This is a genomic window from Bifidobacterium ramosum (assembly GCF_009299505.1).
GTDB lineage: Bacteria > Actinomycetota > Actinomycetes > Actinomycetales > Bifidobacteriaceae > Bifidobacterium > Bifidobacterium ramosum.
This window is the reverse complement of record NZ_WBSM01000010.1, coordinates 112893-128459: the sequence shown is the minus strand read 5'-3', so window position 1 is coordinate 128459 and position 15567 is coordinate 112893. Positions and strand designations below refer to the sequence as shown.

At 63.0% G+C, this 15567-nt stretch carries 12 protein-coding genes; 4 read left to right on the top strand and 8 right to left on the bottom strand.

Annotation, left to right across the window (positions count from 1 at the left end; all coding sequences use genetic code 11):
* Positions 1-120 precede the first annotated feature (120 nt).
* Positions 121-846: an HD domain-containing protein gene (locus tag DSM100688_RS09365; protein WP_152358831.1), complete on the bottom strand. Its 726-nt coding sequence runs from the start codon at positions 844-846 to the stop codon at positions 121-123.
* 188 nt (positions 847-1034) lie between these two features.
* Here DSM100688_RS09365 and DSM100688_RS09360 point away from each other — a divergent pair, with 188 nt between their 5' ends.
* From DSM100688_RS09360 to DSM100688_RS09350, 3 genes are all read left to right on the top strand, one after another.
* Positions 1035-1994 carry a TatD family hydrolase gene (locus DSM100688_RS09360; RefSeq protein WP_152358830.1) on the top strand — a complete coding sequence of 320 codons (960 nt, stop codon included), beginning with the start codon at positions 1035-1037 and terminating at the stop codon, positions 1992-1994.
* Positions 1995-2347: 353 nt separating this feature from the next.
* Positions 2348-4738 (top strand): KUP/HAK/KT family potassium transporter, encoded by a 2391-nt coding sequence (locus DSM100688_RS09355; RefSeq protein ID WP_152358829.1) that lies wholly within the window; start codon positions 2348-2350, stop codon positions 4736-4738.
* A gap of 183 nt (positions 4739-4921) precedes the next feature.
* The gene (locus DSM100688_RS09350; protein ID WP_152358828.1) at positions 4922-5785 is read left to right on the top strand and encodes a class II glutamine amidotransferase; all 864 of its coding nucleotides are present in this window, start codon (positions 4922-4924) and stop codon (positions 5783-5785) included.
* 201 nt (positions 5786-5986) lie between these two features.
* Here DSM100688_RS09350 and cas2e read toward each other — a convergent pair whose 3' ends face one another.
* From cas2e to DSM100688_RS09320, 6 genes are all read right to left on the bottom strand, one after another.
* A complete protein-coding gene (cas2e, locus tag DSM100688_RS09345) occupies positions 5987-6295 on the bottom strand; it encodes a type I-E CRISPR-associated endoribonuclease Cas2e (RefSeq protein WP_152358827.1) in 309 nt (102 codons plus the stop codon).
* An 807-nt stretch (positions 6296-7102) separates the two neighbouring features.
* Positions 7103-8071 carry a family 43 glycosylhydrolase gene (locus tag DSM100688_RS09340; protein ID WP_152358826.1) on the bottom strand — a complete coding sequence of 323 codons (969 nt, stop codon included), beginning with the start codon at positions 8069-8071 and terminating at the stop codon, positions 7103-7105.
* A gap of 71 nt (positions 8072-8142) precedes the next feature.
* Complete coding sequence (locus DSM100688_RS09335) at positions 8143-9306, bottom strand: beta-galactosidase (protein ID WP_152358825.1); 1164 nt, start codon at positions 9304-9306, stop codon at positions 8143-8145.
* Positions 9307-9412: 106 nt separating this feature from the next.
* Positions 9413-10279, bottom strand: a complete 867-nt coding sequence (locus DSM100688_RS09330) for a carbohydrate ABC transporter permease (protein WP_152358824.1) — start codon at positions 10277-10279, stop codon at positions 9413-9415.
* Positions 10280-10358: 79 nt separating this feature from the next.
* Positions 10359-11297, bottom strand: a complete 939-nt coding sequence (locus DSM100688_RS09325; protein ID WP_239519370.1) for a carbohydrate ABC transporter permease — start codon at positions 11295-11297, stop codon at positions 10359-10361.
* 198 nt (positions 11298-11495) lie between these two features.
* Positions 11496-12743 (bottom strand): ABC transporter substrate-binding protein, encoded by a 1248-nt coding sequence (locus tag DSM100688_RS09320; protein ID WP_152358823.1) that lies wholly within the window; start codon positions 12741-12743, stop codon positions 11496-11498.
* A 218-nt stretch (positions 12744-12961) separates the two neighbouring features.
* Here DSM100688_RS09320 and DSM100688_RS09315 point away from each other — a divergent pair, with 218 nt between their 5' ends.
* Complete coding sequence (locus tag DSM100688_RS09315; RefSeq protein WP_163146881.1) at positions 12962-14014, top strand: LacI family DNA-binding transcriptional regulator; 1053 nt, start codon at positions 12962-12964, stop codon at positions 14012-14014.
* Between the two features lie 389 nt (positions 14015-14403).
* Here DSM100688_RS09315 and DSM100688_RS09310 read toward each other — a convergent pair whose 3' ends face one another.
* Positions 14404-15435 (bottom strand): LacI family DNA-binding transcriptional regulator, encoded by a 1032-nt coding sequence (locus tag DSM100688_RS09310; protein WP_163146880.1) that lies wholly within the window; start codon positions 15433-15435, stop codon positions 14404-14406.
* Between the last annotated feature and the right edge of the window lie 132 nt (positions 15436-15567).

The following is a 15567-nucleotide window of genomic DNA, read 5'->3' as shown; positions in this document are numbered from 1 at the left end:
CGATAAGCTAATGAACGGACATACAGCCGATTCCACCACAGGAATCGGCTGTATGTCCGTTGGGGGTTGGTGTTGCGGCGGGAGCGTACGTGCTCGGACTAGCACTCAGACGACCGACGCTCAGACCAGACGCATGTGATAGCGGGAGGCGAGGGCGGGGATGTCGGGGCGGCCGTAGCGCTCGACCAGCGCGAGCCAGCGGCGTTTGTTGTCCTCGCCGAAACGGGCGGATTTCGCGGTGTAGGCGTCGACCGTGAGGAACTTCGGCGGCGTGGACTTGCTGTGGAACTTGTCGGCGACCATCACGGTCTCCTGCTCGAGGTTCTGCGGCACATAGTCGTCCGGCGGCAACGGAAGTTCCTGCCGAATCACGTCATCGCGGGTGAGTCCGACGCCGGTGTGGTTGCGCGCGAACTGCGCGATCGATTCGTCCACACCCTGCTTAAGCAGCCACTCATAGCCGAGCAGACCGTGCAGGATGTAGCGTTTGCCGCTGAATTTGAGCGGTTCGCCGTCGCTGCCGTCGTGCTTGAGCACCTGATACGTACCGATGTCGTGCAGCAGGCCGCCGATCATCACGAGATGCTCGTCGAGCAGACGCGGCGGCATCGTACCGCCCTCCACTCCCCCGGTCGGCGGCACGGCCGCGCAATCGGGATCGCCGTGTGCGTCGCGCGGCAGCGTGCATCGACGCATGAACAGCGCGTTCTGACGCCGCGCCAACTGGCAGGCAATGGTCGCGACGATCACGCAGTGCGTATGGATGAGATCGTATGCAGCGTCCGACGGTGCGGCCTTACGATGCAGCTCGTCGATCTGCTCAAGCGTGGGAATGTAACCGGTCATACGACTCATTGTAGGAAGATTCCGGCTTGCGTGTGCCATGTCGTGCGTCGTACGTCACGTATCGCACGCCGGTACATTCGCATATCCATCACAGATATGCACGAAATTACACAGAACCGTTCACAGCTGCACGAAACCGTGCGGTGCACGGTCGGCCGGCGACTCGGCATCCGCATACACTGGAACGCATGAGCAAGCATCATCATCGCGACCGCAGCTGGGCGCCCGCACCACCCGCGCTGCCGGCCGACGCGCAGGTCATCGACAACCACACGCACGTCGCGTCCGTCGTACCGTTCGCCCGCGCCATGAGCCATGAAGCCGTGGAAAAAGGTCAGCCGGAAGTCCCCGTGTACGGCGTTGACGAACTGCTCACGCAGGCAGCGGCGGTCGGCGTGACCGGCATCATCGACTGCGGCTGCGAACTGCCGAACCTGCAGGTCGCGATTGACATGGCCCGCGAGCATCCCGGGCAGGTGCATGCCGCCATCGCCATCCATCCGAACGAAGCGGTGCGTCATGGTCATCGCGCGGTGCCGGGACCGGACGGACTTGCCGTGAAATACCAGCCGTACCACGACGTGAGCTTCGACGACGCGATGGCCGAGGTCGCACGGCTGGCCCGCGCGTATCCGCAGCAGGTTGTCGCGATCGGCGAAACCGGCATGGATCTCTTCCGCACCGGGGAGAGCGCCGCGCACATCCAGCGCGAAGCGTTCCGCGCGCACATCGCGCTCGCCAAGGAGCTCGGTCTGCCGATGCAGATCCACGACCGCGACTCGCACCGCGAGGTCATCGAGACGCTACTCGCGGACGGCGCGCCGGAACGCACCGTGTTCCACAGCTACTCCGGCGATGCCGAGATGGGCGAGATCGCGCGTGAACACGGCTGGTATCTGAGCATGTCCGGCACGTGCAGCTACAAGGGCAATGACGGGATCCGCGAGTCGGCGCGCATCGTCGGGCTCGATCATGTGATGGTGGAGACGGACGCGCCGTATCTGACACCGATGCCGTACCGCGGGCGGACGAATGCGCCGTACATGATCCCGTACACGCTGGGCGCGCTTGCGGACGTGTTCGACATGCCGATCGCCGACGTCGCGCGCGGTACGCGGCGTACGACGCGTGCGGTGTACGGGATCTGACGCCACCGTTCTTCCCCTGCCCCTAACGGTCTTCTCCCTCTAACGGACATACAGCCGATTTACCTACCGAAATCGGCTGTATGTCCGTTAGAGGGAGGGGCGGGACGGGAGTGAGACGAGAGGTATTCCGGCTAAGGGATGGAAGATGCACGAATGACGGGCGCGACCGTGCGCGATTGGAGAAAACTAGACAGACTTACTATGCTGGTGTGAAGAGTTGGCAAGAATCCCTGAGGGGCATATACTAGCCGCTTAAGTCGCGAAGAAGCCCGCCGGAAATCCCTCCGGCGGGCTTCTCTCGTGCGAGGTGGTGCATGAGCGGGGAGACTCCCCGCCATTGTGGGGGGTGTGCTATGGCTCAGCAGCCAGACGAAACCTTGCTCAAGGCCGATACGTTCACGAACGCGCCCAAGGTCTCCAAAAGAACACTGACCGAAGAGGAGAAGGAAGAGCTCGCCAAGCAGCGCGTGGCCGAACAGCGCGAGGCGGAGAAACTGTACGAGACGGCGTCGAAGGGACCGATCGGCCGCTGGTGGGCACGGGTGCAGTCCGGCCCGAACAAGATCACGCTGTCGCTGGCGATCGTCGCGCTCGGCGTCGTGTACGGCGATATCGGCACGTCGCCGCTGTACACCGCGCAGACGTTCCTGTCCGGTCAGGGCGGCATCGCCAACGCCGACCGCGAGGCCGTGCTCGGCATGCTGTCGCTGATCTTCTGGTCGATCACGCTGATCACGACCGTCAAATACGTGTTCATCGCGATGCGCATCGACAACAACGGCGAGGGCGGCATCTTCGCGCTGTATTCGCTGATTCGCCGGCATGGCGCATGGCTCGCCATTCCCGCGATGGTCGGCGGCGCCGCGTTCCTCGCCGATTCCGTGCTCACACCGGCCGTGTCGATCAGTTCCGCCGTCGAAGGTCTGAAGACCTTGCCGCCGCTCGAGGATGTGTTCAAATCCGATCCAGATTTGACACTCATGATCACTGTTGTGATCATCGTGTGCCTGTTTGCGGTGCAATCGCGCGGAACGGAAAGCATCGGTAGAGTATTCGGCTCGATTGTGTTGGTTTGGTTCACGTTCCTGGCGGTTGTGGGGGCCGTGAATCTATCCAACGACTGGACCGTCTTCGCCGCGCTCAACCCGTGGTACGGCCTCAGATTCCTGTTCAGCCCGCACAACGCCGCCGGCATCGCACTCATGGGCACCGTATTCCTCTCGACCACCGGCGCCGAGGCGCTTTACTCCGACATGGGCCATGTCGGTCGCGGCAACATCTACTTCACCTGGCCGTTCATCAAGGTCGCCCTCGTGTTGTGCTACTTCGGCCAAGGCGCGTGGATCCTCAAGAACCAGCACAACAAGACGCTCGCCGACGTCCCCAGCCTCAACCCGTTCTTCCAGATGATGAACACGAACGTCCGCTACGTGGCGGTCATCCTGTCGGTCACCGCCGGCGTCATCGCCTCTCAGGCCCTCATCACCGGCGCGTTCACCATGGTCTCCGAGGCGACCCGACTCAACTGGATGCCGCATCTGCAGGTTCGCTACCCGGCACGCACCCGTGGCCAGCTGTACATCCCGGTCGTCAACGCGGTCCTGCTCATCGCCACGCTCGCCGTACTCGCCATGTTCAAAGATTCCGAACACATCTCCGCCGCGTACGGCCTCGCGCTCACCATCACCATGATCACCACGACGATCCTGCTCGCCGTCTACATCTGGTACGACGGCAAACACGTCGGCGCGATCGTGTTCCTCTTGGTCTTCCTCGCCATCCAGACCATGTTCTTCATCGCATCGATGGCGAAGTTCCTGCACGGCGGCTGGTTCACCATGTTGCTCACGCTCGCCATCCTGTTCATCATGTACACGTGGGACAAGGGCACGAAGATCGAACGTTCGCAACGCCGGCACATGAAGCCGGACGACTTCCTGCCGACGCTCAACCGACTGCACGGCGACTTCCGCATTCCGTACTTCGCCGACAACATCGTGTATCTGACCGCCGATCCGGAGATGAAACGACTCGACACCGACGTGTTCTTCTCGATCTTCGCCGAGCATCCCAAGCGCGCCCGCGCATGGTGGGTCGTGTCGGTGCAGACGACCGACGAACCGTTCACCCGTGAGTATTCGGTCGAGAACTTCGGCACGGACTACCTGTTCCGCGTGCGTATCCGCCTCGGATTCAAGGTGTCGCAGTCGATCCCGCCGTACCTGCACCAGATCATGCACGACCTGAGCCGCACACACGAGCTGCCCGAACAGAAGTCGATCTACCCGAAGGTCGACGCCGATCCGGGCATCGGCACCATCCGGTACGTGCTCATCCACAAGGACCTCATGCCCGAGTCGAAGGTGTCGACGCTGGGCGCGATCGCGTTGCGCACGAAGTACTCGATCCGTCATGTGGCCGGCTCGCCGTTCAAATGGTTCGGTCTGGCGCCGTTCAACCCGATCGTCGAGGTGCAGCCGCTGTTCATTTCGACGCGGCGGCCACCGCGGCTCAAGCGCGTGTCACTGCGCCGGCCCGCGAACGAGGGACGCGTGGCCGAGTCCGTCGGCGTGACGTCCGGCGTGACGCGGGTGTCCGACGCGGGACCGTCGCGCGCGTCCGGCGTCAATCGCAAGCCGTCGCGCATGGCCGTGGCCGACGCGGAGACGACAGTCGTCATGCAGCGGATCGTCGCTCCGCGGCCGTCGTCGTCGGACGATCACCGCGACACGCCGGCCGCCTGATCACGACACGCACGATACGTTTTCGAGAACCGCAAAATCAAGCCGATCCTGAAGATACATCGTGCGTGTCGTGCACACCCCGCCGGCGTGTCGGCCCGATCCAACCCGCAGCACGCACCCTATAACCAACATCTATAACCCCACCCGCCATGTCGCGCCGCGCGTCCGGTACAGTACATAACCATGTGCAGATTACTGGGATTCGCAGCGGCCGGGGCCAACACCAGCCTCAAGGCCGTGCTCGGTGCGTCTGCCGTTGACGAGTTCCGCGGACTGAGCGAGATCCACAACGATGGTTGGGGCGTGGGTCTGCTGTCCAAGCCCGTCGAACCGCCCTACACCCGGGACGGCGGCGCACCCGCGCCGGAAACCGGTGTCCAACTGTACAAAAGCACGGTCGCCGCACGTCACGATTCGGTGTTTGACGACTTCGCCGAGGCGCCCGCCCGCAGCGGCCTGTGGCACCTGCGCCTCGCCAGCTCGAATCTGCCGCTCATCATGGAGAACCAGCAGCCGTTCTTCGCGAACGGGCTCACGTTCATCCACAACGGCGACATCTCCGACGACAACGGCGTGAACATCGTGAACAACCGCCGCTACCCGGTCAACCAGGGCGCTTTCCTCGCGACCGGCGGCCAGTCCGACTCGGCGATCTTCTTCTCCGTCATCCTCGAGTTCATCGGCTTCGGCTTCGCGCTCGACGAGGCCGTGGCGCAGGCCGTACGCCAGCTGCGCCAGGCGTATCCGCGGTCGAGCTATAACTGCATGATCCAGAGCGAGGACCAGCTCATCGCGCTGTGCGCGGCCGGCCGCGAGGTCACCAGCCCGCGCATCGTCGAGATTTACGACCGGTACGGCCGCGGCGAGCAGGCGCATGACTACCGTGTGATGCGCTATCGTGCGTTCGATACTGCCGACGCGTCCGGCGTGGTCGTCGCCAGCTCCGGTTTCGACCAGCGCGACGAGGACGGCTGGAAGGTGCTGCATAACGACGAGATGGTCGTCGTGTCCAACCGCACCGGCAGGTTCCGCGTGCGTTCGATCTGAATTCCCCTTCAACGGACATACAGCCGATTCGGGTAACGGGATCGGCTGTATGTCCGTTGGAGAAAAAGGGCAAGCTTGAGTTTGCAGATTCATGCTTCCCCTCAACGGACATACGGCCGATTTCGTGGGGTGAATCGGCTGTATGTCCGTTGAGGGATAGGGAAGAAGGAGGCAAACTCCTAAGGAACGGTCACTGTCCGACTACCGGTATTTGCGCGCCGCGCGCCATTTGCTGGCATTGCTCCAGCCCGGTCGCCGCGAACTGCTCGATGCGGATTGTGATGACGCCTTCGGACGTCTGATGAGTTCAAGCCCGTCGCAATCCTCGGGCACCCAGTCGGCGCGATGCACCCGAAAGGCGAAATGCTGCTCATTGCGCGCCGAGTACACCATGATCGCACGTCCGTCGCGGATGAGATCGACGATGCGCTCCCATAGCCGATCACGCACCTTCGCGCTCACATGGCCGACGAACACGCCGGCGGATATCTCCGCGGGTGCGGGGAACACACTTCGAAATCATAGTACTTTCAAGGAAAGCCGGTTCCATCATCCCGATTTCCATTTACTTTACCCGATGATCATTCATGTATGATCACGAACGCCAACTATCACAAGATGGTCCATACACCGTATCGAAGCAGCTGGGATCACCCAACGAACGATCCGTCGAGGCGCAAACCACTCCCCCGCAAAACGACACGCCACCCACGACGCCCCAAGATATCCGAAAACCGAAGTCAGACCCCGATTACGACCGGGGATGCCTCCGGGCATCCCGACCATTGCGGACATACAGCCAAATCCATGGGCCGAATCGGCTGCATGTCCGTTGAGGGAAAGGACCATAGGCGCTTATGGCAATCCCACGCGTCGTCTCTGCCAACTTTTGCGGACGTGCAGCCGATTATGTGGGGTAAATCGGCTGCATGTCCGTTGGGAAGGAGGGAGGAGTGACGCGGTGGAACGAAACGGCTGGGAAGGATATCGGCAATGACTGGCGACCGGCAATGCTTAACGATGCCCAGCCTGATAGTATCAACAAACAAAACGGACATACAGCCGATTATGTGAGATAAAACGACTGCATGTCCGTTGGAGAGAGATGAGCATGAGGGGGTATGGACGGGCCCGAACGATCCGTGTCCGTTGAGGAAAGGACGCACAAGGGGTTGCTTGATGCTGACGCCGCCACTCGCTCTGCCTCTTAACGGACATACAGTCGATTTGAGTCCGTTTTCGGCTGTATGTCCGTTGAGAGAAGCAAGCTCTGCTGGTACGGAACGGCACAAGCGTCGCTCAGGAAGTATCCCGCCCTTAGAACGCGAGGGAACGGGTATAGGAGCCGACCTGCGGATGGACCGGTTCCAAGGTCCCGTCGGCGCGGTGGATGAGCGGCGCGAAGACGACCTCGCGGTGGAAGCCGTTGCCGCCGTCCCAGCGGCCGGCCGGGTCGTAGGCGAAACGGTGGTAGGCCACGATCCACTCGTCGGTGCCGGGGATGTTCACGATGTTGTGGTGCCCGGTGCCGTACAGCTTGTGCTCCGGGTCGAAGTCGATGAGCGGGCGCGGCTCGCTCCACGGGCCATGCAGCGACGGGGCCGTCGCGTATCGCACCTGATAGTTCTCGTCGTTCGCGTCGTTCTCGGACCAGCTCGCGTAATAGACGCCACGCCGCTCGTGGATCCAGATCGCCTCGCGGAAGTCGCCCGGCACCCACGAGAACGCCTGCGATTCGTCGAACGAGAGGCAGTCGTCGGACAGCGGCGCGGCCCATGCGCGACGGTTGCCGAACAGCAGGTACCGCGTGCCGTCCGTATCCACGAACACACCGGGATCGATCGTATGGCAGTCGAACGTCCCCCGCCGCACGATCGGCTCCGGCTCGGGCACGAACGGCCCGTACGGAGTATCCGCCACGGCCGCGCCAATCGCCGATCCGGCCACGAAATAGAACACATACTTGCCGTCCGCACGCCGCACGATCGTCGGCGCCCACGCACCGTCCGAACCATCCCACCACGGCACGTCGCGCAGGTCGAGCGCCGGGTGACGCTCCCACGTCGCGAGATCGTCGGACACGTACACGCTGAAGCACGTCGTCTGCCAGTCGTCCACGCCGTCGTCGGTGCAGTACAGGAAGTAGCGGCCGTCGAAGATCGCGAGGTTCGGGTCTGCACAGTACCGGTGCAGCGGATTGGTGGCGAGCACGGTGTCGTTGACGCGGTGCGGCAGTTGGTCGCGCGGCACGGCGCGTGTGACGGGCGGTTCGAGAACGGTGGTCATGATGATGGGTCCTTTCAATACGGGTGACAGTTATATGCGGCGGGATGAAACGAGTGTTGCCCCCCCCTCAGTCAGCGCCGCTGACAGCTCCCCCCTGAAGGGGGAGCCAAGAAAACGGAACACGAGTCCGGCAGGGTCTTGTCGGCGTTACACGCGCGCAGCACGGCGATTTCGTCGGGGTCGTACGGCGTGAAGTCGGCGTGGAAGATGTCGTGCATCCACAGCGTCTGGTCGACGCTCGGATACGGTTTGATGAAGTCCCACACGACGTTGAGCTGCGACTTACCGTTGATGAAACCGAAGAAGTAGCTGCCGATCCCCTCGCGCTTCCACAGCGGCAGGTGCGTTTCGATGCAGCTGCCGAACGGACGGTGCATCCATTCGGTATTGATCATCGGCCGACCGAACTGCTTAAGCAGCGCGATGAGTCGTTTCGCGTGCAGGTAGTCGCCGTAGTAGTGGAACGTGACGATGTCGGACAGTGCGAGGCTTTCGCGATCGATGTCGCCGAAGAAGTGCGGATCGTTGAGCCACGTGTAGTACGACGCGTCGTCGGGCATCTGCGCGCCCCAGACCTCGGCGGTGAGCGGCTGGCTCACGTTCTCCTCGCGCAGCCACGCGAACGCCTGGCGCATGAGCGGCAGTGACATATGGTCGCGGCTGGAGTTGCCGACCTCGTTCCACACGTTCCAGATGAGGATGCGCGGATCGTCGCCGTAGTGCCGGGCGAGATCGCGCACGTACTGTTCGGCGACCGGCTGCATGTCGGGTTCGTCGAAGACGCTGTAGCCGACGCGTTTGCCGGTCTGGGTGGCCGTGTCGAACGAGTTCTCGTCGGTGCCGCCGAAGAAGCCGGGCTTGGGTTCGGGCTGCGGGCCGAAGACCGGCTCGCGGTACTGGCTTTTCGGCGGAAGACAGTCGTTGAAGATGACCGGCATGAGGGTCATGCCGTAGGAGTCGAGCAGGGCGAGGAACTCGTCGAGGTGCGCGAAGAACGCGTCGCGCTGGCGATGCCAGACTTCGAACGGCAGGAAGACGCGCACCGAGTTGAGTCCGACGGATGCGGCAAGGGCGATCTCCTTGGCCGATTCGCGGCGGATGGTCTCGTGATCGTACTCCTGCAGCAGCGCGAACATGCCGCCGAGCGAGGTACTCGGCGAATAGTTGCAGCCGGAGATCCAGTCGTGGTCGCGGTACCACGACCAGATCTCGGATTCGGTCCAGCGACGGTTCATTGGTGACTCCTACGAATGATGTGTGGAATATTGGCTGGTCGGGTGTGACCCCCTCAGTCAGCGCTGCTGACAGCTCCCCCTAATAGGGGGAGCCAAGAAGGGGGACTCAGCCCTTAACCGCACCAGCGGCCAAACCGGCGACGATCCACTTCTGGCAGAAGACGAAGAACACGACTACCGGGATGAGGGAGATGACGGTGATGGTCATGAACGTGGTCCAGTCGGTGCTGAACTCGCCGACCGCGTTGTAGACCTGCAGCACGATCGTCTTCTTGTCGCCGGAGGAGAGGAACACGTTCGGGTTCATGAAGTCGTTCCATGTGCTCAGCGTCTGGAAGACGACCACGGTGGTCAGGATCGGGCGGATGAGCGGCAGGATGATCGTCCAGTAGATGCGGAACGGGCCGGCGCCGTCGATGCGCGCCGCCTCGACCAGTTCGAACGGCAGTTTGCGCATGTAGCCGACGATGAGGAAGTAGCAGAACACCGAACCGCCGAGGTAGAGCACGACCAGGCCGGTGAGCGTGTTGACGAGGCCGGTCTGCGCCTCCATGCGGTAGAGCGGGATCAGCGTGGCCTGGGCGGGGATGACGAATGCGATCATGAGGATCGCGCCGATCACGGCGGTGAACCGGGAGTTGCGGATGATCATGCCGTACGCGGCGAGCGATCCGATGAATACCTGGAACGCGACGCCGAGGATCGTCACGTACAGCGTGTTGCCGAACGCCTGCACGAGCGGCAGGTTCTGGAACGCGGTGACGTAGTTGCCGAACTGCCACGCGCCTTCCGGCAGCGCGAGCGGGTGCGCCATCATGTCCTTCGACGTCTTGAACGTGTTGATGACGACGTACCACAGCGGGATCGCGCAGATCAGCGCGAGCGCGAGGATGATGACCGTGCGCACCCAGTAGCCGACGCGTTCGCGGCCGGACTTGCCCAGTCCCTTTGATTTGGTGACGGTGTTGCTCATAATGACCTTCTTGCCTGATGATGTCGATCTTGTTGTGCGATGCGGCGCGCGTCGCAGGTGGTGGCACGCCGGCCGCGGCCTACTCGAAACGCTTCGCGATGGCCTGCGAGATGCCCAGCTGGGCGAACGTGACGATGAGCATGGCGATGGCGAACAGCACGGACAGCGCGGAGGCGATGCCGTATTCGTTCATGCCGATGCCGCGGGTGATGATGGCCTGCGAGACGGTGTTGGTGGCGTAGCCCGGGCCACCCTTGGTGAGGGTGAACGGCAGATCGTAGACCTTGAGGCCGCCGGACATGAGCAGGAACGTGGAGGTGACGATGCCGGGCACGAGCTGCGGCAGGGTGATGTGCACGAACTGCTGCATCGGGCTGGCGCCGTCGACCTGCGCCTGTTCGTACAGGTCGGACGGAATGGACTGCAGGAAGGCGAGGTACAGCGTGGCGTGCCAGCCGATCTGCGCCCAGACGGCCACGAAGATCACGCAGAACTGGGCGAGCCGGGAGTTCGACAACCACGGGATCGGGTCGAGGCCGACCGCGCTGAGGATCGAGTTGATGAGGCCGGACTTGAGCGGCGAGAAGATGAACTTCCAGATCATGCCGAGCACGGCGGCGGACGGCACGGACAGGAAGAAGAACAGCGAGCGGGCGAAGTTGCGGCCGAGGAAGCGCTTGTTGAGCTGCACGGCCAGCGGGATGGCGATGACGGTGACCAGCAGGGTGGTCAGCACGGCGTAGGCGAGGGTGAAGCCGAGGCCTTGCAGGATCGAGGAGTCGGAGAACACCTTCTGATAGTTCTTGAAACCCACCATGTTGACGTCGAAGCTGAGGCCGTCGAAGTCGGTGAACGAGAAGTACAGGGTCTGCATCAGCGGCACGAACAGCAGCACCACGAAGCAGGCGATGATCGGCAGCAGGAACCAGAACGCGGAGAGGTCCTCCATGAAGTTGCGGTGCCGACGGCGCTTGGCCAGATCCTTGTCGGTCAGGATGACGCTGGATTGATTGCTCATGATTACTCGATTCCTCGATATGGTCTCGGACTGTGCAGTGCACGGCTGCGGCGACCGGCCGGCTGTCGACGGCGGGCGATGAATCGCCCTACCGTCAAACGGGGTGGCGTGTGGCTTGCGCCGCGACGTCACCCCGCACGGTCAGCCGATCGTCACAGTCGATGGTCGAGTCGACAGTCGATGGTCGGCCGGTTCAGGTCAGGACAGGGACTTCAGCTTGGCGTCCATGTTCTCGGCGGTCTGCTTCGGGGTCTGCTGACCCTGCACGAGCAACTGGAACTGCGCGGTCCACTCGGTGTTGATCGCGTTCTTCTTCGGACCCCAGTCGTTGACCGGCAGGTAGTACTTGCTGGCCTGCAGGCCGTTCTTGTACACGTCGGTGTAGCCGGGATCGACGTCCTGCGTGTAGCCCTTGACGGTGACGATGTTGCCGGCCTTGGCCTGCAGGTCGAGCGCCTCCTTGGAGATCATGAACTCGAGCCATTTCTTGGCAGCGTCGGCGTGCTTGGTCTTGGAGTAGATCGCGTAGCCGGGGGACGGGGAGCCTGCGCCGTAGTTGGCCTCGCCGCCGTCGAACGTCGGCACCAGACCCATCTTCCAATGCTGTCCGCCCTCGTTGAGCTTGGTGAAGTCCCATGCGCCGGTGATGAACATCGCCAGTTCGCCCGCGTTGAACTGCTGGACGATCTGGTCGCCGCTCACGCCGACCGAGTCGCGGGATTCGAGGCCCTGGTCGTACAGCTGGTACCACTGGTCGAGGCAGTCGGTGTATTCCTTGGTGAACGTGGTCTTGCCGTTGATGATCGACAGGTCGCCGTCGGTGTTGCCTTCCTTGGCGAACTTGCCGCCGACGCAGGCCGCGACGAGGTGCGGGGTCTCGTCGATGTGCTCGAGGAACGGGGTGATGCCGGCGTCCTTGAGCTTCTTGCACAGGGCGAGGAACTCGTCCCACGTGGACGGGATGCCGTCGGCGCCGACCTTCTTGAGGAGGTCCTTGTTGTAGACGATGCCGGACTCCCACGAGGTGACGGACACGCCGTAGACCTTGCCGTCCTTGCTCTCGTAGGCCTTGTTGGCGTCGGACATCTTCTCGACGAACGGCTCGTTGGTGATGTCCATGGTGTAGCCGCCGGTGACCTTGGAGTCATCGCCGGCATAGCCGAGCGTGAACACGTCGGGGGCCTGGCCGCCGGAGAGGCGCTGGTTGAGGATGGAGTCCTTGTCGCCGTTGTTCGGGGCGCTGGACTGGTCGACCTTGATGTTCGGGTACTTCTTCTCGAACGCCTCGATGTACGGCTTCATGGCCTCGTCGTTGTCCCACGTGAACATCGTCAGCGTGGTCTTGCCGTCGGCGGAGCCGGTGGAGCCGCACGCGGCCATCGGCGCGATCGTGGCGACCGCCGCGACCGCCGCGACGGTCATCTTGACCAGGTTGTTGCGCTTCATATCTTGTTCTCCTCACTGCGATCGTCACCGACCGCATCCGTAGTCCATCTGCTGCGATGGCGTAGATTGAAACGTTTATTTGACTCGTTTCAACTGCGTTGATTACGTTATACACCATCGATTTGAATCGTGTCAAGTTGTGTCGTACGATGTGCGGTATACCCCAGCCGAACGACGTGCGACGAGCCCATACGAACGCACGGAAAACGCTGGAAATCATGGAAAACACAGGAGCCGCAATCATGGTCACCATCGACGATGTCGCCAAGGCCGCCGGCGTGTCGCGGGCGACGACATCGTATGCATTGCGCGGCGACCCACGCATCGCGCCGGGCACCGCCGACAAAGTACGTCACGCCGCCGCCCGGCTGCACTACACAGCCAACCTGTCCGCACGATCCCTGCGATCCGGCCGCAACGGGGTGATCGGCGTGGCCATCTACGAACTCGACCGGGCCTACCCGTCCGAAATGAGCGCCGCCATGTCACGCGAAATCGCGCGGCGCGGATGCCAGACCATCGTGCAGCAGACCGCCAACTCCAAGGAAGGCGAGATCGCCATCCTGCAGAAGATCACCTCCCAGCTGTGCGACGGCATGATCTTCAGCCCCGGCAACGTCGGCGACGCCGAACTCAAATACCTCTCGCACGGCAAGCCGATGGTGCTGCTCGACGACAGCTCGACGGCGCCCGTGTTCGACTCGGTAGACACGCCATGCGAGGAGGGCGCGGCGCAGGCGATCCGGCATCTGGCCGGCGTGGGATGCCGCGACATCGTCGTGATCGGCCCGGATTACCGGTTGCTGGACGACGAGTTCGCACGCAACGGCGTGGAAGGGCGGCGGCTGGCCGGATGCATCTCGGCGCTCGAGGACGTCGGCATGCGCGTTATGCCCGACATGTTCGTGCACACGACATGGGACGCGGGCTCGGCGCGGCGGCGCGCGCACGAGTTGGTGCGGTCGGGGCGGCGGTTCGACGGGGCGTTCTGCCTGACCGACACCGTGGCGATGGGATTCATCCGCGGACTGGCCGACTGCGGCGCGCGCGTGCCGGATGACGTGGCCGTGGTGGGATTCGACGGGGTGGCGGAAGGCGCGAGCTTCGTGCCGTCGCTCACCACGATCAGCGTGGATCTCGAGGATCTGGCACGCAAGGCGATCGACCTGCTCATGCGGCGCATGTGCGAGGACGCAGGCCATCCGTTGCCGCCGCGGCGGGTGGTCGCCGGGTACCAGCTGGTCGAACGGGAATCGACGAAGCGGGGATGATGGTGGGAATGAGGGTGATGAGGAGAGAACCTGCGAAAGCACAGCTCAACCCGTTGGACCTCACACCCTATGCATCCCATATAGCCGGTGAGGAGAGAACCCGGAGGGACGCGGTTCAACGTATCGGCCCTCATACCCTACGGACATACAGCCGAAAATGGGGATTGAATCGGCTGTATGTCCGTTAAGGGGACGGGAGATGGCGTCAATTCACGGCCCAGCGATTTTCGCCTCTCACTTCAACGGACATACAGCCGATTCAGACCCCATTTTCGGCTGTATGTCCGTTAAGGGGGCGCACAGCGCTGAGCCGCATTTCGACGCCAAGTTCCCGTCCCCTTAACGGACATACAGCCGATTCCGGCCCCGTTTTCGGCTGGTTGTCCGTTTTAGCGCTGGGTGGATTCGCGGACGACGAGATCGAAGTCGGCGGTGAGGCGTTGGGGATCGCCGGTCATGCCGTCGTGTTCGATCTGATCGATCAGCAAACCGACCGCCTTGCGCGACAGATCGTCCAGATTCGTGCGAATCGTCGACAGCGACGGTATCGAATACTCGCTTTCCGCGATCCCATCGAACCCGATCAACGCCAGATCATCCGGCACACGCACGCCGCAGTCGGCCAGTCCGCGCATGAAACCCAGCGCAACCGTATCCGTCAGACAGAACACGCCGTCGACTCCGCGGTACCGATCCGCCTCAAGCATCCGTCGCGCCGACGCACGCGCCGCATCCGCCGTCCACAGCGGAATATCAAAGAAATTCTGCGGACCGACCTCAATATCGGCCTGTTCGAACGCACGCAGGCTGCCGAGCAGACGCCGGCCGCGCACGCTCGACGCCAGCCGATCCTCCACCAGCATCTCGTACGGCGCACCGACCACGACGATATGGCGGCAGCCGATCTCGATCAGATGACCCACCGCGGTCTGCGCACCGGCCTCGCAGGCCGTGGCGACCGAATCGAACACCGGATCGGGCGACAGATCGTCGAGCAACACCATCGGCTTGCCGTGCGACAGCGACCGCAGCTCCTCGTCGGCGACCTTGGCCGGGCTGAAGATCATGCCGTCGCACAGCTGACTGGTGACCTTGCGCAGGATCGCGACCTCGTCGTCCTTCGAACCGGACGTCTGCTGCACGATGGGCTGGTAGCCACGGCGCGCGATCTCGCGCGACATGGCGGCGCCCATTTCGGACGGATACGGCCGGTCGAGCTCGAAGATGGCGACGCCGATGACACCGGTGCGGCCGGAGCGCAGGGAGCGTGCGGACAGGTTCGCGTTGTAGTGCAGGTCGGCGGCCACCTGACGGATCCTGCTGGCGGTGGACTCGGTGATGCGTGGATCGCCGCGCAACGCATACGATACCGTGGCGCGCGAGACCCCTGCCGCGCGGGCGACGTCGCTCATCGTGACCATGAATCCCATCCTTTGGTTGGCCGGTACTGCTGGCTCTACTGTACGCCATGCGGGTTAAATCGTGTCAACGCTCGCAGTGTCGCGTTACGGTCCGCCACATTCTTCTCCCTTCCTAACGGACAACCAGCCGAT

What these genes read in the sequence shown, in the direction of transcription:
- DSM100688_RS09365 (WP_152358831.1), bottom strand. Translation starts at nt 846, where the DNA reads ATGACCGGTTACATTCCCACGCTTGAGCAGATCGACGAGCTGCATCGT.
- DSM100688_RS09360 (WP_152358830.1), top strand. Translation starts at nt 1,035, where the DNA reads ATGAGCAAGCATCATCATCGCGACCGCAGCTGGGCGCCCGCACCACCC.
- DSM100688_RS09355 (WP_152358829.1), top strand. Translation starts at nt 2,348, where the DNA reads ATGGCTCAGCAGCCAGACGAAACCTTGCTCAAGGCCGATACGTTCACG.
- DSM100688_RS09350 (WP_152358828.1), top strand. Translation starts at nt 4,922, where the DNA reads ATGTGCAGATTACTGGGATTCGCAGCGGCCGGGGCCAACACCAGCCTC.
- DSM100688_RS09340 (WP_152358826.1), bottom strand. Translation starts at nt 8,071, where the DNA reads ATGACCACCGTTCTCGAACCGCCCGTCACACGCGCCGTGCCGCGCGAC.
- DSM100688_RS09335 (WP_152358825.1), bottom strand. Translation starts at nt 9,306, where the DNA reads ATGAACCGTCGCTGGACCGAATCCGAGATCTGGTCGTGGTACCGCGAC.
- DSM100688_RS09330 (WP_152358824.1), bottom strand. Translation starts at nt 10,279, where the DNA reads ATGAGCAACACCGTCACCAAATCAAAGGGACTGGGCAAGTCCGGCCGC.
- DSM100688_RS09325 (WP_239519370.1), bottom strand. Translation starts at nt 11,297, where the DNA reads ATGAGCAATCAATCCAGCGTCATCCTGACCGACAAGGATCTGGCCAAG.
- DSM100688_RS09320 (WP_152358823.1), bottom strand. Translation starts at nt 12,743, where the DNA reads ATGAAGCGCAACAACCTGGTCAAGATGACCGTCGCGGCGGTCGCGGCG.
- DSM100688_RS09315 (WP_163146881.1), top strand. Translation starts at nt 12,962, where the DNA reads ATGGAAAACACAGGAGCCGCAATCATGGTCACCATCGACGATGTCGCC.
- DSM100688_RS09310 (WP_163146880.1), bottom strand. Translation starts at nt 15,435, where the DNA reads ATGGTCACGATGAGCGACGTCGCCCGCGCGGCAGGGGTCTCGCGCGCC.